Here is a 21,648-nt window from a genome sequence, read left to right as displayed (position 1 = left end):
AAGTAAGCTATTTTTTCATAAAACAATCATCTGTTTTTTTAAAAAAAGAAATCACCCATTGGAAAATATGAATTTAACAGTTTGGCACGAATCTTGCTTATACCTTTAATAACAAAACTAAATGAGGTGTTAGGATGTCGGTTGAATCGAAGAGTCAAGCAGTTGAAAGGAAAAAGGATTCCCCATTATCGGATTTCCAGGAAACACTCAGGGAAGCCATTAGTATCCTCAATTATCCAGAACAAGTTTATGATTTTTTAAAAAAACCAATGAGATTCCTTGAAGTTAGTATTCCTGTACGAATGGATAATGGTCAAACTCAGATATTTCATGGGTACAGGGCACAGCATAATGATGCCGCAGGACCAACGAAAGGTGGGATTCGTTTTCACCCAGATGTGACACCGGAAGAAGTAAAAGCTCTCGCTGGGTGGATGAGTCTAAAATGCGGGATAACGGATTTACCATACGGCGGAGCAAAGGGTGGCATCGTTTGTGATCCACGTAAAATGAGTCTGGATGAACTAGAGCGATTGAGTAGGGGATATGTGCGGGCAGTCAGTCAACTGGTAGGACCGACAAAGGATATTCCGGCTCCTGACATGTATACAAACTCGCAAATTATGGCTTGGATGTTGGATGAATATGATCATATTCGAGAATTTGATAATCCAGGCTTTATTACTGGAAAGCCCATCGCGCTAGGAGGCTCTAAAGGGAGGGAAACGGCTACCTCAAAAGGTGTACTATATACCCTTCAAATGGTATGCGAGTTAAAGAAAAAATCATTAAAAGATATGAGAGTCATTATTCAAGGATTTGGCAATGTTGGAAGCTATTTAGCTGGTTATTTATACGAGTTAGGTGTGAAGGTGATTGGAGTTGGGGATGCAACAGGCGGATTATACGATGAAAATGGGTTAGATATCCCCTATTTAATTGATAACCGAGATTCCTTTGGGATCGTCTCGAACCTTTTGTCTCACTCTATTTCCAATTTTGAATTATTAGAAAAAGAATGTGATATTCTCATTCCGGCAGCTATTTCAGGAGTAATTAACATCCAAAACGCCAATAAAATCAACTGTGAAATAGTGATTGAGGCTGCCAATGGACCAACAACAAAGGAAGCATTGTCTATTCTTGATGAGCGTGGAATTTTGGTCGTTCCCGATATTTTAGCCAACTCCGGTGGGGTAATCGTCTCTTATTTCGAATGGTGTCAAAACAATCAAGGTTATTACTGGAACGAAGAACTGGTAGATACCCGTTTAAAAGAAAAAATCACGTTAGCTTTTATCAATGTTTATAACACTTCCAAAACCTATCACGTCAATATGAAGGTAGCCGCTTATATGGAAGGGGTAAGAAGACTAGCTGAAGCATCAAGATTAAGAGGCTGGTTGAAATATAAATAATATTAATGGAGGGAATCATGATGAAATTAGACATTTTATCAGAAGAAAAAGGGAGACAGTTAGTACATTACTTTTGCCTTATTTCCAACCAGCATCGATATGATTTAATTATTGGCTATTCACAGCACTTTTTTGGAAAAGCGATGGTTACCTCGATGCAATCTGGGAACATGGTTCTGCTCTCACAGGAGGATTCCCACGAAGATAGCCATTGGTCAGAAAAACTGGGAGTAGTAGAAGAGGACATTCCCGCGTTCCAGGATTTCTTCAATATGGTACTGCAGTCTCAACCATTTCAGGAGCAATATTAATATAGGAGTGATGAACATGGAGTATGGAGTAGTCATAAGCCCAGTTTATGGAAAGGTCGAAAGCGTTTCTGTTCAGAATGAGGCAAGGATTTATGAGTGGGATGCGTTGTTTCAGATCAAAGGAGTTAACGGAAGTATACAGCCTATTCGTACAGGAGTAAGTGGGGAAATTCAATCGCTCGAGGTGCAAGTTGGTGACCGCGTAATTCCTGGAATGGTATTAGCGTATATTAAAGAGGATTTATTCGTAACAGGGAGTGACTAATAAGAAGAAAAAAGAAGATGAGCAATCATCTTCTTTTTTTATACGTAAGAAAGTGACGTAGTGACCAATTATAGGGTTTAGGTGTAAGTGCAACTCCACCTCTGCCTTCGCCTAAAGGCTCAACAATCGGAGAGTATTCTTTAGCAACCGACTTTATATTTAAAAAATTCAAAATAATATGATAATATAAGATTCATAGGCTTTATGAAGGGATGGATAAAATATGTTTTCCGTCGCAAAAGAAAAAATCAAACCAATTCTTACAATATCAGTTGATCAAAATGAGTCGATTAAGTCATCTTTATTGCAAATAAAAGAACCGATTGTTTTTTTAGAAAAACTGGGTCAATTGTTTGCTTATGTTAAGTTAAATAATCGAGTTCTACAAAATCTCAATAGCTCAGATTTTTCAATAGAAACTCTTTTAAAAGAATCTGAGTCCATCTCAAATATTTGTCAACTAGGTAAAAATATTTCTCTGCCTGCACTGTTTCAAATAATTGGCGAACCAATTGTGATTATTAAAGATGAGGATGGAAAACCAAAAGGCTACCTTCAAAGGGAAGATGCTTTAGCTGAGCTTCTTAGGCAGGAGAATAAAAGTGTTGATTTACTTAAGATTCTCCTAACCTCGATTCCGATGGGGATTTTTGTTCTGGATAAAGAAAAACGAGTGATTAATTGTAATGAAGCGGGCTTAAAAATGATTAAATCTACCGCAGATAAAGTTTTGAACTTTCCCAGTGATGAGATATTTAGCGGAAATCATATTAACAATGTTTTTGCAACGGGTAAAACTATATTAAATCAACTTGAAATCACGAATGAGATGGGTGTGTTGGTCGATTACAGCCCCATCCAAAACTATAATAACGAAGTCGAAGGAATTGTCATTGTTGTCCAGGATCTTCCAATGGTCGAAGAAATGGCTATGGAGATCGAATACATTAAAGATTTAAATAAAGATTTAAATGCGATTTTATCTAGTATTTATGATGAAATCCTAGTGGTAAATGCAAAGGGGGAATTAATTCGTTATAGCGAAAATATTATCCGTGACTTCTGGCAGGTTGATTTAAAAGAAATGATCGGCAAAAACATTCTCGATTTAGAAGACAAGGGGTTATTTACCCCTTCAGTAACAAGGCTAGTGTTGGAAAAAGGAAAGAAGGTTTCGGTTGTTCAAGAAACAAGAACAGGCAGGAAAATTCTTGCAGTTGGCAATCCAATCTTTAATGAAAATAATCAATTAGATCGAATTATCATTGCATCCCGTGATATAACTGAAACAACTCGCTTAAAAAATGAGCTTCAGGAAATCCGAAAAATATCAGAGCAGTATAAAAAGGAATTAGATAATTTTAAAAATAAAGACCGTTTCATGAAAAAATTAATTTTCTGCAGTCCTAAAATGGAAAAAATTATGAGTCAGGTTAAAAAAATTGCTGATTTCTCCTCAACAGTACTTTTGCACGGAGAGTCTGGAGTTGGAAAGGAAGTAATTGCCCAAGCCATTCACCAGCTTGGAAAACGATCACATCAACCTTTTCTTAAGTTAAATTGCGGAGCCATCCCGGAAAATTTATTGGAAAGTGAACTTTTTGGTTACGCAAAAGGTGCGTTTACAGGTGCTGATAAAAATGGAAAGGAAGGATATTTCAAACAGGCCGATGGTGGGATTTTATTCTTGGATGAAATTGGAGAGATGCCCATGCATCTTCAGGTAAAGTTATTGCGGGTGCTGCAGGAGCAGGAAGTTATTCCGATTGGGAGTACAACACCATTCAAGGTAAACGTTCAAATCATCGCGGCCACTAATAAGAAGTTGGAAAAAATGGTCGAAGAGGGCACATTCCGTGAGGATTTATTTTATCGTTTAAATGTCATTCCCCTTCATATTCCGGCATTAAGAGAGCGTCCTGGAGGATATTTCCTTGCTGGCATTCCATTTTCTACAACAACTGAATGAAAAATATGAGCGAAATTACCATCTCACACCTGATGCAATTAATGTCCTTGAATTTTATCCATGGCCGGGTAATGTACGAGAACTCCAAAACATCATAGAACGGTTAGTTGTGACAGCGGATGATCCTGCTATTAATGCAGAGTTTGTCAGTCAGTTTTTATCATTAGGTTATGAATATAAGAAAATGAAACCGATTATTTCAAGGGTTATTCCACTTCAAGAAGCAATTGATCAGGTAGAGGAACAGCTGATTGTTTTAGCGATGAAACAGTATAAAACGACAACTAGGGCGGCCAAAGCACTTGGAATTAGTCAATCCTCAGTCAGTAGGAAATATCAAAAAATAATGAATGAGAAAAATATAAAAATCGAAAATATTTCGACCCGATAATGGTAAAGCTGCTTCAGATTGAAAAATCTGAGGCGGCTTTTTTTGTTATCCCCTTTTTTTATTAAGCTATAGAGAGGATCTTTCTAAAAAAATGACACTGATACCTTTGCACCTAAATGCTATGCAAAATGACATAAACCTATGCAAAATTGCATAGAAAGATAGATTCACTTTAAAAAAAGTGGATTGTTTTATAGCTTTTATGTTTGGCACGCTTCTTGCATTAATAATAAGCAAGAGATAAAAAGGAGGAATTCAAAATTGGCTGAGATCAAAAATAATGTAATTCAATTAAGGATGTTTATTAATAGTGAATGGAAGGATTCAGAAAATCAAACGACACGCCCAGTAATCAATCCGGCAAATGGTGAAGTTATCGCGTTTGCTCCTGAAGGATCGATCGCCGATGTTCGGTCTGCTATCTTTGCAGCAAGAACTGCTTTTGAACAAGGAATATGGTCCGAAATTGCACCAGTTGAAAGAGCCTCATATTTATTCAAAATTGCTGACAAAATAGAAGAATATGCAGAAGAACTAACGCAGCTTGAAACGCTGGATAATGGAAAACCGCTTAGGGAAGCTGGCTATGATGTCGCTGACGCAGCCGCATGTTTCCGCTATTATGCAGGACTTATTACAAAGCCGGATGGTCAAACTTATCATGTCGCTGATCCAATGCAGGCAATGGTTGTTCGAGAGCCGGTAGGAGTTTGTGGTCTTATCGTACCATGGAATTATCCGCTGTTAATGAGTGTATGGAAAATTGCGCCTGCCTTAGCTGCCGGCAATACCATCGTGTTTAAACCTTCAGAAGTGACACCGATTACTCCGAAAAAATTGTTCGAGATTTTTGAAGAAGTAGGATTACCAAAAGGGGTGGCCAACATGGTCATGGGGGCTGGTCCGGTAGTCGGACAGGAAATCACTACCCATCCAGGATGTGGATATGATTTCTTTTACCAGGGGTACCAAAACAGGAAAGAATATCATGAAAAATGCTGCTGATACGATGAAAAAGGTTTCGTTGGAATTAGGTGGGAAATCGCCAAATATCATTTTTGCTGACGCCGACATTGAGACAGCGGTGGATTATGCTCTCTTCGGAATTTACTCCGGTGCGGGCCAAGTATGTTCTGCAGGTTCCCGAATTTTAGTCGAAGAAGCGATATACAATGAGTTTGTTAACCGGTTTGTTGAACGGGCGCAAAAAATTAAAGTTGGACCTGGGCATGATCCATCAACGGAAATGGGACCGCTTGTAAGCAAGGAACATTTAGAAAAAGTCCTATCTTACATTGAAATTGGAAAGCTGGAAGGTGCCAGATTAGCATGTGGTGGAAAACGCATCATGGAGAATGGTTTGGATAAAGGTTATTTCGTTGAGCCTACAGTATTTGTGGATGTAGCTCAAGAGATGAGAATTGTTCAAGAGGAAATATTTGGTCCTGTCGTCGTCATTCAGAAGTTTAAGAATGAGGTAGAAGCGATTAAATTGGCAAATGGCACTGTATATGGGTTAGCAGGAGCGGTGTTTTCTAAGGATGGAGCCAAGGCGTTAAGAGTCATTAAGAAGGTCCGTGCCGGAATTACTTGGATTAATGCATATCACCCAACCTATAATGAAGCCCCGTGGGGTGGCTATAAACAAAGTGGAATTGGGCGCAGCCTCGGAACATTCGGACTTGAGGAATTCCAAGAAATCAAACAAATTAATATCAATCTACAAGTGGAGCCAATCGGGTGGTTTTCAAATTAATAGGTTTGAGAAAATGATTTGTGAGTTTTGTCTGCCAAAAACATTAAAGATGGATTGAACAGTAAGTAAATCAATTAAAAAGAGGAGCGATAATATGACTATTGAGATAACGCGAGAGGTTAACAGTGAGAAGAAGCACCAGGTGACGGACTATATTAACAAGGTTTTGAGTTTAATAGAAAAAGAGAACATTACTCAGGAGGAAGCCGCTTGGATTACCAAGGAGACAGTCGATGGATTTCGTGAAAACGTGAACCCGGGCTTCCTTTCTTATCGAAAAACGGTAACCAAGGATGGTCAGTTTGCGGCGGTTGAGTGGTCTGATAATGGTGCTTGTTTTAAGGATGTAAATGGCAAAGAGTATATCGATTGTCTTGGTGGATTCGGCATTTATAATGTTGGTCACCGTCATCCAAAAGTAGTAAAGGCGGTAACAGATCAATTGAAGCGTCAAGCCCTGCACAGTCAGGATCTACTGGATCCTCTTCGTGCCATGCTTGCAAAAATTTTAGCAGACATAACACCTGGTGATCTTAAATATGCCTTCTTTACCAACAGTGGGACTGAAAGCGTGGAAGCGGCGTTAAAGCTAGCAAAAATGTACAGTGAGCGAACTACATTTATTTCCACAACCCGTGCGTTTCATGGTAAGAGCCTTGGCTCATTATCAGGGACTGCAAAAGGAATGTTCCGTAAACCATTCCTTCCGTTAATTCCAGGCTTCCGACATGTCCCGTTTGGTGATATTGAGATGATGAGAAAAACCTTTGAAGTTTGTGCGTCTGTTGGAGAAGACGTGGCAGCTGTAATCCTTGAACCGATTCAAGGGGAAGGTGGCATTATTTTACCACCGGAAAATTATTTGAAACAAGTTCGAGAGCTTTGCGACGAATATGGTAGCTTATTAATTTTCGACGAAGTTCAAACTGGAATGGGTCGTACCGGTAAAATGTTTGCAGCTGAATTATATGATGTGGTGCCGGATATTATCTGTTTAGCAAAAGCATTTGGTGGAGGAGTAATGCCGGCTGGAGCTATCGTTGCAAAAGAAGAAGTATTTAAGAGTTGGTTCCCAAATCCGTTTATGCATACCACCACTTTTGGCGGTAATCCGTTGGCTTGTTCAGCAGCTATTGCAACAATTGGTGTATTAATAGAAGAAAACCTACCAGAAAGAGCGGCAAATGTAGGTGCATATTTCTTAAACAAACTTAAAGAGGCAGCGGAAGGACATGAGGAAAAGGTTCTTGAAATCCGTGGTCAAGGTCTAATGATTGGAATTGAATTCCATCAAGACGAAATTGGTTATGAAGTTTCGAAAGGAATGTTTGACAGGGGTATTCTTGTAGCGGGAACACTTATCAATTCAAAAACGATTCGAATTGAACCAGCTTTAACGATTAGCTATGAAGAAGTCGACCAAGTTGTTGCTACCTTTAAGGAGGTACTGAACCAAGTAAAGATCTAGTAGAGTGATATTTGTATATTGATAGAAATGGAGGATTCCAAATTGAAAAAGAGATATGTCAAACTCCAAACCAATATACCGGGACCAAAATCGCTGGAAATATTGGAGCGGAGAAAGCAATATGTTCCGAAAGGGATTAGTAATAATAGTCATGCATTTGTAAATAGAGCTGACGGAGCATTAGTTGAGGATGTCGATGGGAATACCTTTATTGATTTTGCCGGAGCGATTGGAACGATTAATGTTGGGCATTCCCATCCTCATGTAACCAACGCCCTTCAGGAGCAAATTAGTCAATTTATTCATACTGGATTTAATGTGATGATGTATGAATCCTACATCAATCTGGCTGAACGCCTTTGCCGGTTGGCCCCTGGTGATTTTGCAAAAAAAGCTGCTTTTTTCAATAGTGGTGCAGAAGCGGTTGAAAATGCTGTGAAAATGGCACGAAAATATACGAAACGTCAAGGAATCATTTCATTTACACGAGGTTTCCACGGTAGAACATTAATGACGATGACGATGACAAGCAAGGTGAAGCCGTACAAACTTGGTTTTGGTCCTTTTGCCCCTGAGGTATATAAGGCACCTTACCCATATGTGTATCGCCGCCCAAATGGGATGACTGAACAACAATACACTGACATGATCATCGAGCAATTTGAACAATTTCTTCTCGCAGAAGTAGCACCGGAGACAGTCGCTGCTGTTGTAATGGAGCCGGTTCAAGGAGAAGGTGGTTTTATTGTTCCGGATATTCGATTTGTACAACGGGTGAGAGAAATATGTACTCAATATGGGATATTGTTTGTAGCAGATGAAATCCAAACCGGGTTTTTCCGTACCGGTAAATATTTCGCGATTGATCATTTTGAAGTAGTTCCCGATCTTATCACCATCTCAAAATCCATGGGAGCAGGCGTACCGATAAGTGGGGTAATCGGCAAAGCGGAAATTATGGATGCAGCTGATGTTGGTGAAATTGGAGGAACCTATGCGGGAAGTCCGCTTGGCTGCCGAGCTGCGTTGGCGGTTTTAGATATTATTGAAATGGAAAATTTAAATGATCGGGCTCGGTTATTGGGTAATAGAGTAATCGAAAAGATGGAGGAATTGTCATATCGATTTGACTTTATCGGGGATGTCCGAGGACTTGGTGCAATGTGTGCCATGGAAGTCGTTACAGATAAAATAACTAAAAAACCAGATAAACAAGCGGTTTCTCAAATCGTAAAAGAAGCCGAACGACTCGGACTTCTCTTATTAAGTGCCGGTTTGTATGGAAACGTCATCCGAATCCTCATGCCAATTACGATTACAGATGATCAATTAGAAGAAGGATTACAAATTCTAGAGGAAGCAGTGGAAGCAGTCTATCAAAATCATCCTGCTGTATCTGCTAGGAGGTAAGAAATGGACAGAGTCAAACAAAAATATCAAGTTTATCCTATGTTTATTGATGGGCATTGGGTCGGTAACGATTATGAATTTTTTACAGAGATTATCAATCCGGCTACCAAGGAGATTATTGGGGCGGTTCCAACAGGAGGTGCAGTGGAAGCGGAAGAGGCTGTTACAGCTGCGTACAAAGCGTTTAAAACATGGTCGAAAAAAACAGCAGATGAGCGCTATCGTCTATTAATGAAATGGCATCAATTAATGGATGAAAATAAACAAGAAATTGCCAGAATCATGACGTTAGAGCAAGGAAAGCCCTTAACCGAGTCTTTAGGCGAGGTTCAGTATGCTAACAGTTTCGTGTCCTGGTATGCTGAAGAAGGAAAAAGGGTGTATGGAGAAACCATTCCGGCATCCCACCATAACAAAAGAATTCTGATTAGAAAGGAACCTGTTGGGGTGGTAGCAGCGATTACCCCTTGGAATTTTCCGGCAGCGATGATTACTCGAAAAGTGGCCCCAGCCCTTGCCGCTGGCTGCACTTGCGTAATCAAGCCCGCAAACCAGACTCCACTTACAGCTTTAAAAATGGCTGAGTTAGCTCATGAAGCTGGAATTCCTGCAGGAGTTATTAATGTTATCACCGGTAAATCTGCAGAGATTGGGGAGGTTTGGCTGAAGGACCATCGAGTGACGAAAATTACCTTTACCGGATCGACTGAAGTTGGCAAAACATTAATGCGTGGAGCAGCAGAAAATGTTAAGAAAATATCGCTGGAATTAGGTGGAAATGCTCCATTTATAGTGATGGACGATGCAAATTTACGAAAAGCAGCTCAAGGACTAATCCAATCTAAATTCCGTAATGCGGGTCAAACCTGTATTTGTACGAATCGAATTTATGTTCAGGAAAGTATCGCAAATGAATTTATTACTATTTTTCAATTAGAATTAGAAAAGCTCAAGGTGGGAAACGGTCTTAACGAGGGAACCGATATAGGTCCGTTAATTGATCTGGCAGCTCTTTCTAAAGTGGATACATTAGTTAGGGATGCAGTGAATAAAGGGGCAAAGATTCAGTATAGCGGTGAGATGCCAAACGAAAATGATGGTTATTTTTATGTACCAACCATATTGACCAATGTTCACGATGAAATGGAATGTGTGAAGGAGGAAATCTTTGGGCCTCTGGCGCCAATCTCTACTTTTAAAACCGAGGAAGAAGTTATTGAACGGGCAAATCATTCACGTTACGGACTTGCAGCTTATGTCTATACAGAAAACTTAAGTCGTTCTTTTCGGATTACCGAGCAGCTGGAATATGGTATTGTCGGTCTTAATGATGCCCTCCCATCAACTGCCCAAGCTCCATTCGGTGGGTACAAAGAAAGCGGTCTTGGCCGGGAAGGTGGTCATTACGGTATCGAAGAGTTTTTAGAAGTGAAATATATTTCGATTGGTTTAGATTGTTAAAGGTCAAATATGTAATAAAGAGTGTAATCAGAAATGGTTACGCTCTTTTACTTGTGTGCCAGGCATGGGAACTATCTTGGTAATCAAAGTCCGATGTGGGAATAATCATTAAAAGAAGCAGGAGATAATGCTCCTACTTCCTTTGGTTTTTAAGCTGTGAAATTCCCGTCATAGCTTAACATGATCGCAGATTTTACTCCGTTTAAGCTGGAGATGCTATTGATGAAGTTTGTTTCGCCTTCTTTTACACGGATTTCGTAGGTTATTTCATAATCATTTCCTGGCATAATCGATTTCGATTTGATGGAATGTTTTTTTGAATGACCAGAAATGATATGCTCTAATGAATTTTCAATATTTGATTCGCTATATTTAATGACCAATAAATATGGGTTTTCAATTTTAAAATGATTCATAAACAAGACTAACACCATGCCAATTAGAATCGAGCCCATAATCGCAAGTGGAATAAAGCCCGCACCACATAAAATCCCAGAAACAATCGCCCAAAATAGGTAAACAATATCCATTGGATCCTTAATCGGTGTCCGGAAGCGGACGATGGACAAGGCACCAACCATACCAAGCGATAACAGGACGTTCGAAGAAATTCCCAAAATAATCAGCGTTGTAGCCATTGTCATGATAATCAAAGAAATATTAAAGGTGTGCGAATAAATTACACCTGTAAATGTTTTCCTGTAAATAAAATAAATGAATGCACCAATTGCAAATGCTATCAACAGACCCAGAAGGGCATCGATAAAAGAAAAGCTGCTTGTCTTTTCGAGTATGCTTGATTTAAAAATATCGTTAAAATTAATACTTTCCATGCTGTATACCTCCAAAAATGTTAAAGTTTTTGTTATCCATACATTCTGCTAACTTGATATTTTGAGTACGTACCTTTTTTTCGCGATCCGATTTGAAGCAATCGCCGAATCACCTCTGGCAAATATTCATCATATTTTACCTCTAAAATCACGATTTCGGGGTTCGTTTCAACCATTGCTAAATCGGGATTTAGTACATCGTTATTTCGAAAGCTTGTTTTAATCGAGCTGTCAAAAGTAACCCTGACATTGCCATGTTCGTAAATAAATACTTCACGTTCGTAATCTACCACTGTTACGGGTTTAATTTGAAACATCATGATTTGAAAAAATAATTCCTGAATAAGTGGTCTTGAATCATGTTCCATCCAACTGATATCACCGAATCGAATTTTTTCATACTCTTCAGAGGTGATTCTGCATTTATCCTTATAGGTTAAATTATTGCGTTTGCTTTTTTTTCGAGATTTAATAGGTTTGGATTGTAGTCATAGAGCCTGACTCTATATTTATCACGATCTAGCATGCCTTCCTTTTTCTGCTGGAGAATTTTATTTTCAAAATTATCAAAGTAGACACTTCGAATTAAATATTTTCCATCCGTTTTGGCATGGGGATCGGTTTTCATCACATGTTTTAATTTTTCACGTAAGAGATGACAATCCATCTTCGTTATTTCATGCTTTAATTCAGTTCGGCCTTTAATGCCATTTAAACTCATGGCTTTCATTTTCAGCACTCCTTCTCTCTCTCAAGTACCACGTTTCACATTATTAAGGACAAACCTTAAACAAACCTTAAAAGAAAAAAGGAGCAAATTACGTGGAGAGGGTTCCTCTTCTTTTCCTAACGAAATACGTGAATTTGCATAAGTGCAAGGTTTTGGTGTTTTTGAAGATGAAAAAAGCCCAGACCTGATTGATCTGAGCTAATTCCTAAGCTATGTTATTGAGCGGACATAGAGGACCTTATTTTGATAAAATATCCTATTTGCTAGACTTGAGGGGACATAGGATACCTTATTTAGATTAAAAATATATAAAAATGCCAATATATTATCAAATAGAGAACCTGATGTCCGTTTAGCCAATCAAAACAACATTTTTTGTGAAAATAGCGGAACGTATGTCCTCTACCATGTTAAACAAAATAGTCGCTTACGTCCTACAATAGGTAACGGTACTCGTTAACTAAAATGTACTTTCCTTAGATTGGTAATTTAACTATAAAAGTTGTACCTTTTGTTTCATTTCGTTTCGCTTTGATTGATCCATCGTGCTTTTTTACAATCCATTGGGCAATGGATAGACCAAGCCCAACACCACCGGTTTCTCTCGTACGGGCTTTATCTTCTCGGAAGAATCGTTCAAACACATATTGAAGATTTTCTTCTTTAATTCCAATTCCGGTATCCGTTACTTCAAGGACAATTCTATGATCTTCATTGTAAGTTTTGACACCGATGCTATCATTTTCCCCAGTGTACTTTAACGCGTTATCAAGCAGAATCACGAGAAGCTGATGGAGTCGTACTTCATCTGCTTTGATATTCGTTTTACAATTTAAATTGAGCCAAAAATGTTTATCCTGTGACTCGGCAATTTCCATATAGGGTGCACAGAGATTTTCAACAAAGGAATCCACCTGCACCTCTGTTTTCACAAGCTCCGTTTCCGCAGAATCGGCTCTGGCTAAGGTCAACAAATCCGACGTCAGCTTCGATAAGCGCCTTGTTTCAGAAAGACTTAACGCAATATTTTCAAATTTGTTGATAATTTTCGCCTGTGGTTCTGTCAGCAATAGCTCCAATTTATTTTGAATAATCGTTAAAGGTGTTCGTAGTTCGTGAGATGCATTTTCAACAAACTCTGCTTGTTTATTCCAAGAGTGAATAATCGGTTTCATCATCCTTTTTGATAAAATAAAACTTGCTGAAATGGATAAAAGGACAAATATGATGGAACAAACCATGAGCAATCTACCAAAGTTATTGAGAATCGCTTGTTCTGGATCAATGTTCAACAAGAGCTGAGTATAGGCGATTTCATCATTTTTATTGGTATTCTCAACGAGTATATACCTGAAATCACTATCATTAATGGTTATGTTGGTAATCGTGTTAAGCGTATTTTTGTCGAGCTGATATTGGGTAAGATAGTTTTCATAGAATAGTGTTCCGATTTGTTCTTGATTGATAATTTCTCCCTTTTCATTCCAATCAACCACCATAATTCGGGGATTCATATTATCCCTCGGCTTATCTTTTTGTTTATTTGTAAAGTCTGGATTTGGCTGAGCGGATTTTCCATCTAATTGCGGTCCATTCTTTATTTTCTCTTTGAATGCCAATAGCTCTTTGTCGGTTTTGGAAATCAATGTATGCTCAACCTGGCTATAGATGATCACACCAAAAATTGAAAAAATAACGGTGAATGCAATTAAATTCAGCACCATAAATTTTAGTTGTTCTTTTTGGAAAAATCTTCGTTTAACCATTATCGTCACCATTATCTGTCAACATATATCCTAAGCCTCTAAACGTTTTGATATAGTGATCGTATTGAAATTTCTTCAAATTTTTTCGTAAGTTGCTCGCATATACCTCGACCACGGTGGTGGACGTATCTGATTCAAAGCCCCAAATTCGGTCAAAAATTTGTTCCTTCGTCAAAATATTATTTTTATTGTTGAGTAAATACTCAAGCAGATCAAACTGCTTTCCATTCAATTTCACAAGCTCATCGCCTATAGTCACAGTTTTGGTTTTTAAATTCATTTTTAACTCTTTAAAAATCAGCACATTTTCCTTAAACTCCCCACCAGATCTTCGGACAAGGGCTTCTAATCGCAATAATAACTCATCGCGATGAAAGGGTTTCACTAAATAATCATCTGCTCCGACTTTAAAACCTTTAATTTTATCATCAATACCATCCTTCGCCGTGAGCATGATGACAGGGGTAGAAATGCTCTCATTTCGTAACTGCTGGAGTACTTCATAACCGTTCATATGTGGAAGCATGATATCTAAAATAATCACATCGAAAATATTTTGTTGTGCGAGAAATAATCCCTCTTCACCATCAAACGCCTGCTCTGTATCAAACATTGCCTGTGTCATTTCCTTTATTGTATCGGAGAGAAATTGGTCATCCTCAATAATTAATAGTTTCATTCGCCGGACTCCTTTTTACATTCAGCACAACCTGGAATTTTGTCGATTTTGTTAGGTTTGATTATAGGGCTATTTTTCAGATTTGCAAATGAAAAAAATCGGAATGATAGGCGACTCTCTATTCCTATTTGTTTTTTAAGGTTTTGTTAAGGTTCGTCCGTAATAATATGGTCCATGGGCGAGAACGACACCATTTTATAGGGAATTAGATAAAGGAGACTAGCAGAATGAACAAAAAAACAAGTTTTTATAAAGCAGCCGCTACCTCACTTGTATGCACAGCATTTTTATTTGGATGCAGCAATAGTGATAGCGATAGCGAATCAAGTACAACAAGCCTAGTAGCAAAGGCAGAAAATGTAAAAGCGATGACCGCTGACGATATTAATGATAGCATCAGTAAACTTGTAAAGTATGATGAGGACGATGCCTATATCGCTTGGAAAAATGAAAATCCCACCTACATTGAACTAAATGGGACAGAAGCAAACTTTGACACGTCAGCTGCTGTAATTTTTCAAAATAATATCCTTACGATCAAAGCGGGAGGGACGTATGTTTTGAGTGGCAGCTTGGCTGATGGACAAATTGTAGTCGATGCCGAGGACAAGAACACTGTAAGACTTGTATTAAATGGAGTGGAAATTAACAATAATGATTCAGCCGCGATTTTTGTATCCAAGGCAGAGAAAACTGTCATTTCGCTTGAAGGTGGAACTGAAAACCTTCTCTCAGATGGGGGAAATTATGTGTTTGATGATTCATCCACGGATGAACCAAATGCAACACTATTTAGTAAGGACAATTTGACGATAAATGGTGAAGGGAAACTGGTCGTCGATGCTAACTACAATAATGGTATCACCAGTAAAGATGAGCTGAAAATTACCGGTGGGGTCATTCAAATCGATGCCAAAGACGATGGTTTAATGGGAAGAGACATCGTCGCGGTGAAAGAGGGAACAATCACGGTTCATGCTGGTGGGGATGGTGTTAAATCATCGAACGATAAGGATACATCGAAAGGGGCCATTGTCCTTCAAGGTGGTACAATTGACATCACAGCCGTTAATGACGGTGTCCAAGCGGAATCATCACTATGGATTACGGACGGTGCTTACACCATTGCGACGGGTGGCGGAAGTCCAGAAACCATTAAGACAAATGATGATCGAATGGGAATGGGCGGCAAAAATGGAGGGATGAGTAACGGAACGAATACCACAACCTCTACTACCACAACAGATACTACCGAATCAGACAGTGCAAAAGGCTTAAAAGCAACTGTAGATATTGTAATTGGTGGTGGTCAATTCAATCTCGATACTTCTGACGACGCGATCCACAGTAACAAAAACGTGAACATCGTTGAGGGAGAATTGAAAATTGCCAGTGGTGACGATGGAGTTCATGCAGATACATCGGTTATTACATCAGGTGGAACCATTAACGTTACAAAGAGCTATGAAGGAATCGAAGGTAATTCGATTACCATTTTTGATGGGGAAATTAATGTGACAACAAGTGATGATGGAATCAATGTTGGCGGAGGAGCCGACGGATCAGGTATGGATATTCAAGCAACCACCGAAGGTAATTTACTCTCGATCAATGGCGGAAATATTGTTGTTAACGCAAATGGAGATGGGTTAGATGCAAACGGTTCAATTTTAATGACAGCTGGAACAGTCTTTGTAAACGGACCAACTTCATCTGGCAATGGATCACTTGATTATGATTCAAGCTTTGAAATGAATGGTGGGTTATTGATCGCTGCCGGTAGTTCGGGAATGGCACAAGCATCATCCGAACAATCAAGTCAAAATTCGATTCTAATGACATATCCGGAAACCCAGGAAGCGGGAACGGTTGTACATCTTGAGGATAGCGAAGGAAACAATATCGTCACCTTTAAGCCAGCCAAGGACTATCAATCCGTTTTTATTAGCTCTGATAAAATAAAGAAGGATGAGTCCTATACACTATTTTCAGGTGGAACGGTGACTGGTAGTGAATCAAACGGCATATATAAAGATGGTACAACGGAAAAGGGTGGAACAAAAGTCGTAGAATTTACAGTAAGCGATTCTGTTACATGGCTAAATGAATCAGGCGTCACAACTGGCAACAGTGCCGGTGGTGGTCCTGGTGGAATGGGTGGCGGAGCTCCAGACGGTGGTGGCGGTAACCCAGGTGATCGGTTTGCCGATTTAGATGAGGAAACTCGAATAAAAGTCGAAGCCATCATGGAGCAGGAACGTGCAGGAACAATCACACGCGAAGAAGCCCAGACACAGCTTGCTGAATTAGGAGTTGAATTTGGCGGACCTAGACAGTAAAAATAAAATTAATGTAAATGGAAGGTGCATAGGTACCTTCCGTTTTTATTGAGGGGACCAAACTCGAAAATCGATTGAGTTTTAATAAAGGGCCAAACCGAAATCGGTCAATGGAGAAAGTGGTCAATAAAGGGTCTCTATTGACCAAACCGAAGTCGGTTAATGGAGAAAGTGGTCAATAAAGGGCTTCTATCGACCAAACCGAAGTTGAGTTAATGGAGAAAGTGGTCAATAAAGGGTCTCTATCGACCAAAACGGAAGTCGGTGAAAAGAGAAAGTGGTCAATAGGGGGCTTCTATCGACCAAACCGAAGTCGGGTTAATGGAGAAAGTGGTCAATAAAGGGTCTCTATCGACTAAACCGAAGTCGATCGAAAGAAAATGTGGTCAATAGGGGGCTTCTATCGACTAAAACGAAGTCGGTCTAAAGAGAAAGTGGTCAATAGCGAGCCTCTATCGACCAAACCTGGAAGTCGGTCAAAAGAGAAAGTAGTCAATAGGGGGCTTCTATCGACCAAACCTGGAAGTCGGTCAAAAGAGAAAGTGGTCAATACCTGGGCTTCTATCGACCAAAACGGTAGTCGGTCAAAAGAGAAAGTGGTCAATACCTGGGCTTCTATCGACCAAACCGAAGTCAATCAAAAGAGAAAGTGGTCAAAAGCGAGCTTCTATTGACCATAACAGAAGTCAATCGAAAGAGAAAGTAGTCAATAGCAAGCCTCTATCGACCAAAACGGAAGTCGATCGAAAGAGCAACAGGTCAATAAGGGGTTTGTCTAATAAAATGACTAAGTCCTGGTGACCGCCATTCCCACATTCTTCACACTTCGTTTTCATCGCTTGTACTTGTCTCTGAAACTGCTTCTTTCTTAATTTTAAATTCAATACCTCCAAACTCCTGATTTATTTCACTGGCTAATTCATCTAAAAATTCATCAGTTAGCAACGGCTTTTTTTTATTTTCCAAAACGATTCATTTCCTCCTTAAACAAAAATCTTTTTAAGTATGAGTTTATTTATTAATATTGCCTGTGGAGGGGCGAATTAATCTTTATGAATGTATTATTTTCGTGCGAAAAAGGAAAACCCCCACAATATATATTATTGTGAGGGCTCCGGTTTGGAAGCTTCTATATTTTTCTTTTTCCTAAGGCTAATAAAAAAATCATACCGATAATGCAGATTGTTCCAAGCCATTGGTACATTCCAAACGGTTCCTTTAACCAAATAACGGTGGTGAGGACAGCCGCGAGTGGCTCAAGGCTTCCGAGAAGACTCGTTTCTTTTGGTAAGAGGCTTTGCAGGCTTTCGATATAAAACCAAAATGCCAGCATCGTTCCAAATAGGACGATGAAAATCAAATAAAGAAGGGCTTCAAGCGGAAGATGTGTTATTTCTATTCGCCAAATTGGGTGAACAAAACTTAGTGCAGATCCACCCAAAATCATCGCCCAGCCGACGACGACAAGTGAATCGAATTGTTTTAATAATGGAATAGCATTTAATGTATAAAAAGCAAGTGCCAGACCTGAAAGTAGTCCCCAAACAATGGCAGGGGTTGAAACCGAAAAATCATCAAAGGAGCCGTTTGTTAATAAGAAAAAACTTCCAGACAAAGCTAAGGAAACGGTGAAAAAATCTTGACGCGTGAACAGCGATTGCTTTCGTAAAAATTGATAAAGGATAATCATCACGGGTGCCAAATATTGCAATAAAGTCGCAACCGCTGCGTTCCCGTGTTTGATCGATGCCATGTATGTGTATTGCACAGCTAACATACCCAACAATCCGAAAGTTAACAGCTGCAAGGCTGTTTTTTTCTTTTTCCATATTCCAAGAATTTGTGAGCGGTCCTTTTTGAAGTACTGCACCATTAAAAGCAACATTCCAGCTACCAACAATCTCGTTGTTACGAGCCAGTTTACCTCGATTCCAAATTGTTGGAAGAGCTTTTGGGCAGTTGTGCCGCCAACACCCCAAAAGATGGCACCTGTAATAACGAGAATAAATCCTGTTTTTCGATTATGTGTTTTCATAGTCGTTTCTCCATCCGAAATATCATAATAGTGTTATAATAATAGAAATTTGGACGAAAAAATACCGATATTGGAGAGAAAAATATCAGGATATTGAGGTGAATTCGATTGCAAATAAAAAACTTCGCTATCGATCAGAGCTTAAAGGAGCTAACGGAGCATCGTACTGTTGTATTACCGCTTGCATGCTATGAAACAACCATAAATCAAAATGTTCATGGTTATATCCCGCTTCATTGGCATGATGAAATTCAATTTGTCTTCGTGATCAAAGGGGAAGCACTGTTTCAAATTAATGAGGAAAAGTGTGTAGTCCAAGAAGGTGATGGCTTATTTTTGAATAGTGGATGTTTGCACATGGCAGAAGATTACAACGAATCGGATTGCACCTATATTTGTTTAAATGTTACTCCGCACTTTGTTTTATCTCAGGAGCTATATAACACTTATGTCTATCCCTATATTCAAGCTACCAATCAACCATATGTCTATTTAAATTCAAAAGACACATGGGGAAGAAACATTTTAGACTTAATTTTTAAAATCTATCAATTAATTATGGAAAAATACCCATTGTATGAGCTTGATGTCACGGTCCAGCTTGCGTCTATCTGGAAAAGCCTGATTATTCATGGCTTTAAACTCGAATACGCCCAAACAGAAATTGCTAAAAGTCAACGCATGAAGGAAATGCTCCACTGGATTCATCTACACTATCATGAAAAAATTACGTTGGGGGATATTGCACAAGCCGGCCAATTGAGTCGTTCTGAGTGCTGTCGATATTTTAAACGGATGTTAAAAGAAACCCCGATGAACTATGTTACGAACCATCGTATCCATCAAAGCCTTATTCTCTTGCAGCAAGAAACATCCAATGTGACCGAGGTTGCCTATGAGGTTGGATTTAATAGTACGAGCTATTTTATTGATCAATTTCGGAAAATCATGAATATGACACCTTTGGCTTATAAGAAAAGTAAAAGGTGATAAATGGATTTTGTGAGAGAGAGGGTTTAAAAGTAAGAAAAAAGGACTTATGAAAGTCTCATAAGTCCGAAATGCAGTAATTATTTCCTCGCAAACATCACTACAAAGTTAAAATACTTATAAACACAATCGACATCCTGAAATCCACTATCCATTAACCAGTATAATTGGTCTGCTAATGTGGACATTTTGTCTAGCTTAGTTCGTTCATAGGCTGCAGTTACTTGTTCCTGAGTTAGACCACTGTTTTCAATCTTAATGCTCCAATCCTTTTTATAAAGCTCTTCAAGAAATTCAGTTTGTCCTAATACTTGGTCCGCATTGATAAAAACTCCGCCGTCATTAAGCATTGAATAAGCCTGCCGATAAAAATCTTTCTTTTCCATATCAGTTAAGTGGTGGATCGACAAAGAGGAGACGATGATATCAAACTTTTGTTGAAATGGATGTGTTGTATAATCATCCACAATATAATTCACATCTGACAAAGTGGAGAAACGCTGTTTTGCGATTTCAAGCATATTTTCTGATAGATCAATTAGGGTCATGTAGGCATTTGGATATTTTTCTAGAATGTAGGATGAAAATAAACCAGTACCTGCTCCAACATCTAAAACAGCTGGTGTTGAAGTTTTTGAGTTTATAAGGGAAATGGGAATTGAGTAAAAATGATCAAAGCATGGAATCAACTTCCTTCTTTGTTCATCATATTGATTGGCGTGATGATTGAATTTCTCGGCAATAAATGCTCTTGATTGAATTTGTGTCATATTATATCTCCCCTTTGTGTAATTGTTATTTGAATTATACAAAAATTTACATATAATGAAAAATAACAAAAACGTTCATTTTTAATAACAGTTTGTTATTGATTAGAGAGGAGAGCTCGTTTAAATGGAAATCAAATGGATCCAGACGTTCGTCATTGCCGCAAAATATGAAAACTTTCGGAAAGCAGCAGATGAATTGTTTCTAACTCAACCTGCCGTTACGAAGCATATTAAAAGACTAGAAGAGAGCATCGATACATTATTATTTGAAAGAATCGGGACAAAGATATCACTAACTGCTGCGGGTCGTGAATTTCTAATGTTTGCGAGCGAGCTAGTTTCCACATATGAGAAAGGAATGCAAAATTTTGAATCGTGGAAGCAAGGGTTCAACCGAAAACTGATCATTGCGACGGCTCCTCAAATCGCTTCGTCGTTTCTTCCTTCGTTATTGCGGACTTTTACAAAGGGAAATCCTGGGATCGAAGTGATTATCAATGTGCTGAAATCCTATGAAATTGGGGAGGAAGTTAGCGCTGGACGAGCAGATATTGGGTTAACCCGAATTAGACCTGTTCAACTAAGTTTGAAATGCGAGCTTGTACACGAGGAGCCCGTTTTATTTGTGGGACCCCATCATTCAGAGGATGAAGAGAGTGTAACCGAGGAGCAAATTTTGCAGAAATATCGATTGATTACGGATAATCATCCTGACTATTGGGAGCGGTTACTAGCTCAAGTCAAAAAGCACTACCCATTGGTCAAAACGATGACCGTAAATCAGGTAGAGGTATCGAAACGATTCATCGAAGAGGGTCTAGGTGTTTCCTTTTTGCCTGTTTCGATGGTGCAAGAGGATATAGTGGCACACAGATTAATAGATTTAAATCCAGAAAAAATCATTCCTCCAACATCATCAACCTATATCCTATCTAAAATAGAAACAGAAGAAGCCAAGGCCTTTATCCAATATATAAAAGAAGCCATAACAATGCTCTAATCAAGCTACGTTACCACACTAAAGCGATGGGGGACTGTCCCCCATCGCTTTAGTGTG

At 38.9% G+C, this 21,648-nt stretch carries 16 protein-coding genes and 3 pseudogenes; 12 read left to right on the top strand and 7 right to left on the bottom strand.

The genetic code is table 11. The features are described from left to right. Nucleotides 1–134 precede the first annotated feature (134 nt). The 8 genes and pseudogenes from RGF10_RS13725 (at nucleotide 135) to RGF10_RS13690 (ending at nucleotide 10,449) form a co-directional block, all read left to right on the top strand. Nucleotides 135–1,418, top strand: coding sequence for a Glu/Leu/Phe/Val family dehydrogenase (locus RGF10_RS13725; protein WP_318502902.1), 1,284 nt, complete (start codon nucleotides 135–137; stop codon nucleotides 1,416–1,418). A 20-nt stretch (nucleotides 1,419–1,438) separates the two neighbouring features. Beyond that, nucleotides 1,439–1,729: an SAV0927 family protein gene (locus tag RGF10_RS13720; protein WP_318509464.1), complete on the top strand. Its 291-nt coding sequence runs from the start codon at nucleotides 1,439–1,441 to the stop codon at nucleotides 1,727–1,729. A 16-nt stretch (nucleotides 1,730–1,745) separates the two neighbouring features. Then, on the top strand, nucleotides 1,746–1,994 hold the full coding sequence (locus RGF10_RS13715) for a biotin/lipoyl attachment domain-containing protein (protein ID WP_318502900.1): 249 nt from the start codon (nucleotides 1,746–1,748) through the stop codon (nucleotides 1,992–1,994). 223 nt (nucleotides 1,995–2,217) lie between these two features. Continuing rightward, nucleotides 2,218–4,354 (top strand): annotated as a pseudogene (locus tag RGF10_RS13710) (sigma 54-interacting transcriptional regulator). A 297-nt stretch (nucleotides 4,355–4,651) separates the two neighbouring features. Then, a pseudogene (locus RGF10_RS13705) lies at nucleotides 4,652–6,110 on the top strand (aldehyde dehydrogenase family protein). A gap of 94 nt (nucleotides 6,111–6,204) precedes the next feature. Beyond that, entirely contained in the window at nucleotides 6,205–7,578 is a 1,374-nt protein-coding gene (locus RGF10_RS13700; protein ID WP_318502898.1) for a putrescine aminotransferase, read from the top strand. A 42-nt stretch (nucleotides 7,579–7,620) separates the two neighbouring features. Next, nucleotides 7,621–8,988 (top strand): 4-aminobutyrate--2-oxoglutarate transaminase, encoded by a 1,368-nt coding sequence (gabT, locus tag RGF10_RS13695; RefSeq protein WP_318502896.1) that lies wholly within the window; start codon nucleotides 7,621–7,623, stop codon nucleotides 8,986–8,988. Between the two features lie 39 nt (nucleotides 8,989–9,027). Then, nucleotides 9,028–10,449 carry an NAD-dependent succinate-semialdehyde dehydrogenase gene (locus RGF10_RS13690; RefSeq protein ID WP_318509463.1) on the top strand — a complete coding sequence of 474 codons (1,422 nt, stop codon included), beginning with the start codon at nucleotides 9,028–9,030 and terminating at the stop codon, nucleotides 10,447–10,449. A gap of 149 nt (nucleotides 10,450–10,598) precedes the next feature. On the opposite strand, the gene RGF10_RS13685 is transcribed toward RGF10_RS13690, so the two are convergent. The 4 genes and pseudogenes from RGF10_RS13685 to RGF10_RS13665 form a co-directional block, all read right to left on the bottom strand. Continuing rightward, complete coding sequence (locus RGF10_RS13685) at nucleotides 10,599–11,282, bottom strand: DUF4956 domain-containing protein (RefSeq protein WP_318502894.1); 684 nt, start codon at nucleotides 11,280–11,282, stop codon at nucleotides 10,599–10,601. 32 nt (nucleotides 11,283–11,314) lie between these two features. Beyond that, nucleotides 11,315–11,949: pseudogene (locus tag RGF10_RS23885) on the bottom strand (polyphosphate polymerase domain-containing protein). A 539-nt stretch (nucleotides 11,950–12,488) separates the two neighbouring features. Next, a complete protein-coding gene (locus RGF10_RS13670; RefSeq protein ID WP_318502888.1) occupies nucleotides 12,489–13,778 on the bottom strand; it encodes a sensor histidine kinase in 1,290 nt (429 codons plus the stop codon). Then, nucleotides 13,771–14,457 (bottom strand): response regulator transcription factor, encoded by a 687-nt coding sequence (locus RGF10_RS13665; protein WP_318502886.1) that lies wholly within the window; start codon nucleotides 14,455–14,457, stop codon nucleotides 13,771–13,773. Before RGF10_RS13665 ends, RGF10_RS13670 begins: the two co-directional genes overlap by 8 nt. A gap of 227 nt (nucleotides 14,458–14,684) precedes the next feature. On the opposite strand from RGF10_RS13665, the gene RGF10_RS13660 reads away from it, so the two are divergent. Then, on the top strand, nucleotides 14,685–16,796 hold the full coding sequence (locus RGF10_RS13660) for a carbohydrate-binding domain-containing protein (RefSeq protein ID WP_318502884.1): 2,112 nt from the start codon (nucleotides 14,685–14,687) through the stop codon (nucleotides 16,794–16,796). 380 nt (nucleotides 16,797–17,176) lie between these two features. Beyond that, complete coding sequence (locus tag RGF10_RS13655; protein ID WP_318502882.1) at nucleotides 17,177–17,470, top strand: hypothetical protein; 294 nt, start codon at nucleotides 17,177–17,179, stop codon at nucleotides 17,468–17,470. A gap of 145 nt (nucleotides 17,471–17,615) precedes the next feature. Here RGF10_RS13655 and RGF10_RS13650 read toward each other — a convergent pair whose 3' ends face one another. Further along, on the bottom strand, nucleotides 17,616–17,762 hold the full coding sequence (locus RGF10_RS13650; RefSeq protein ID WP_318502880.1) for a hypothetical protein: 147 nt from the start codon (nucleotides 17,760–17,762) through the stop codon (nucleotides 17,616–17,618). Between the two features lie 163 nt (nucleotides 17,763–17,925). Next, complete coding sequence (locus tag RGF10_RS13645) at nucleotides 17,926–18,831, bottom strand: EamA family transporter (protein ID WP_318502878.1); 906 nt, start codon at nucleotides 18,829–18,831, stop codon at nucleotides 17,926–17,928. 108 nt (nucleotides 18,832–18,939) lie between these two features. Between RGF10_RS13645 and RGF10_RS13640 the strand changes: the two genes are divergently transcribed. After that, the gene (locus RGF10_RS13640) at nucleotides 18,940–19,821 is read left to right on the top strand and encodes an AraC family transcriptional regulator (protein WP_318502876.1); all 882 of its coding nucleotides are present in this window, start codon (nucleotides 18,940–18,942) and stop codon (nucleotides 19,819–19,821) included. Nucleotides 19,822–19,901: 80 nt separating this feature from the next. On the opposite strand, the gene RGF10_RS13635 is transcribed toward RGF10_RS13640, so the two are convergent. Then, a complete protein-coding gene (locus tag RGF10_RS13635; RefSeq protein ID WP_318502875.1) occupies nucleotides 19,902–20,591 on the bottom strand; it encodes a class I SAM-dependent methyltransferase in 690 nt (229 codons plus the stop codon). Between the two features lie 124 nt (nucleotides 20,592–20,715). Between RGF10_RS13635 and RGF10_RS13630 the strand changes: the two genes are divergently transcribed. Further along, nucleotides 20,716–21,591 carry a LysR family transcriptional regulator gene (locus tag RGF10_RS13630; protein WP_318502873.1) on the top strand — a complete coding sequence of 292 codons (876 nt, stop codon included), beginning with the start codon at nucleotides 20,716–20,718 and terminating at the stop codon, nucleotides 21,589–21,591. The last annotated feature ends 57 nt before the right edge of the window (nucleotides 21,592–21,648 follow it).

Source organism: Bacillus sp. T3 (assembly GCF_033449965.1).
Lineage (GTDB): Bacteria > Bacillota > Bacilli > Bacillales > Cytobacillaceae > Bacillus_BU.
Note: the sequence above shows the minus strand (reverse complement) of the source record. Positions and strands in the feature narration are given on the sequence as shown.

Excerpts from the sequence above, each read along its gene's own strand:
- RGF10_RS13685 (WP_318502894.1), bottom strand. The coding sequence starts at position 11,282 with ATGGAAAGTATTAATTTTAACGATATTTTTAAATCAAGCATACTCGAA.
- RGF10_RS13715 (WP_318502900.1), top strand. The coding sequence starts at position 1,746 with ATGGAGTATGGAGTAGTCATAAGCCCAGTTTATGGAAAGGTCGAAAGC.
- RGF10_RS13690 (WP_318509463.1), top strand. The coding sequence starts at position 9,028 with ATGTTTATTGATGGGCATTGGGTCGGTAACGATTATGAATTTTTTACA.
- RGF10_RS13725 (WP_318502902.1), top strand. The coding sequence starts at position 135 with ATGTCGGTTGAATCGAAGAGTCAAGCAGTTGAAAGGAAAAAGGATTCC.
- RGF10_RS13700 (WP_318502898.1), top strand. The coding sequence starts at position 6,205 with ATGACTATTGAGATAACGCGAGAGGTTAACAGTGAGAAGAAGCACCAG.
- RGF10_RS13645 (WP_318502878.1), bottom strand. The coding sequence starts at position 18,831 with ATGAAAACACATAATCGAAAAACAGGATTTATTCTCGTTATTACAGGT.
- RGF10_RS13630 (WP_318502873.1), top strand. The coding sequence starts at position 20,716 with ATGGAAATCAAATGGATCCAGACGTTCGTCATTGCCGCAAAATATGAA.
- RGF10_RS13655 (WP_318502882.1), top strand. The coding sequence starts at position 17,177 with ATGTGGTCAATAGGGGGCTTCTATCGACTAAAACGAAGTCGGTCTAAA.
- RGF10_RS13665 (WP_318502886.1), bottom strand. The coding sequence starts at position 14,457 with ATGAAACTATTAATTATTGAGGATGACCAATTTCTCTCCGATACAATA.
- RGF10_RS13720 (WP_318509464.1), top strand. The coding sequence starts at position 1,439 with ATGAAATTAGACATTTTATCAGAAGAAAAAGGGAGACAGTTAGTACAT.
- RGF10_RS13660 (WP_318502884.1), top strand. The coding sequence starts at position 14,685 with ATGAACAAAAAAACAAGTTTTTATAAAGCAGCCGCTACCTCACTTGTA.
- RGF10_RS13635 (WP_318502875.1), bottom strand. The coding sequence starts at position 20,591 with ATGACACAAATTCAATCAAGAGCATTTATTGCCGAGAAATTCAATCAT.
- RGF10_RS13670 (WP_318502888.1), bottom strand. The coding sequence starts at position 13,778 with ATGGTTAAACGAAGATTTTTCCAAAAAGAACAACTAAAATTTATGGTG.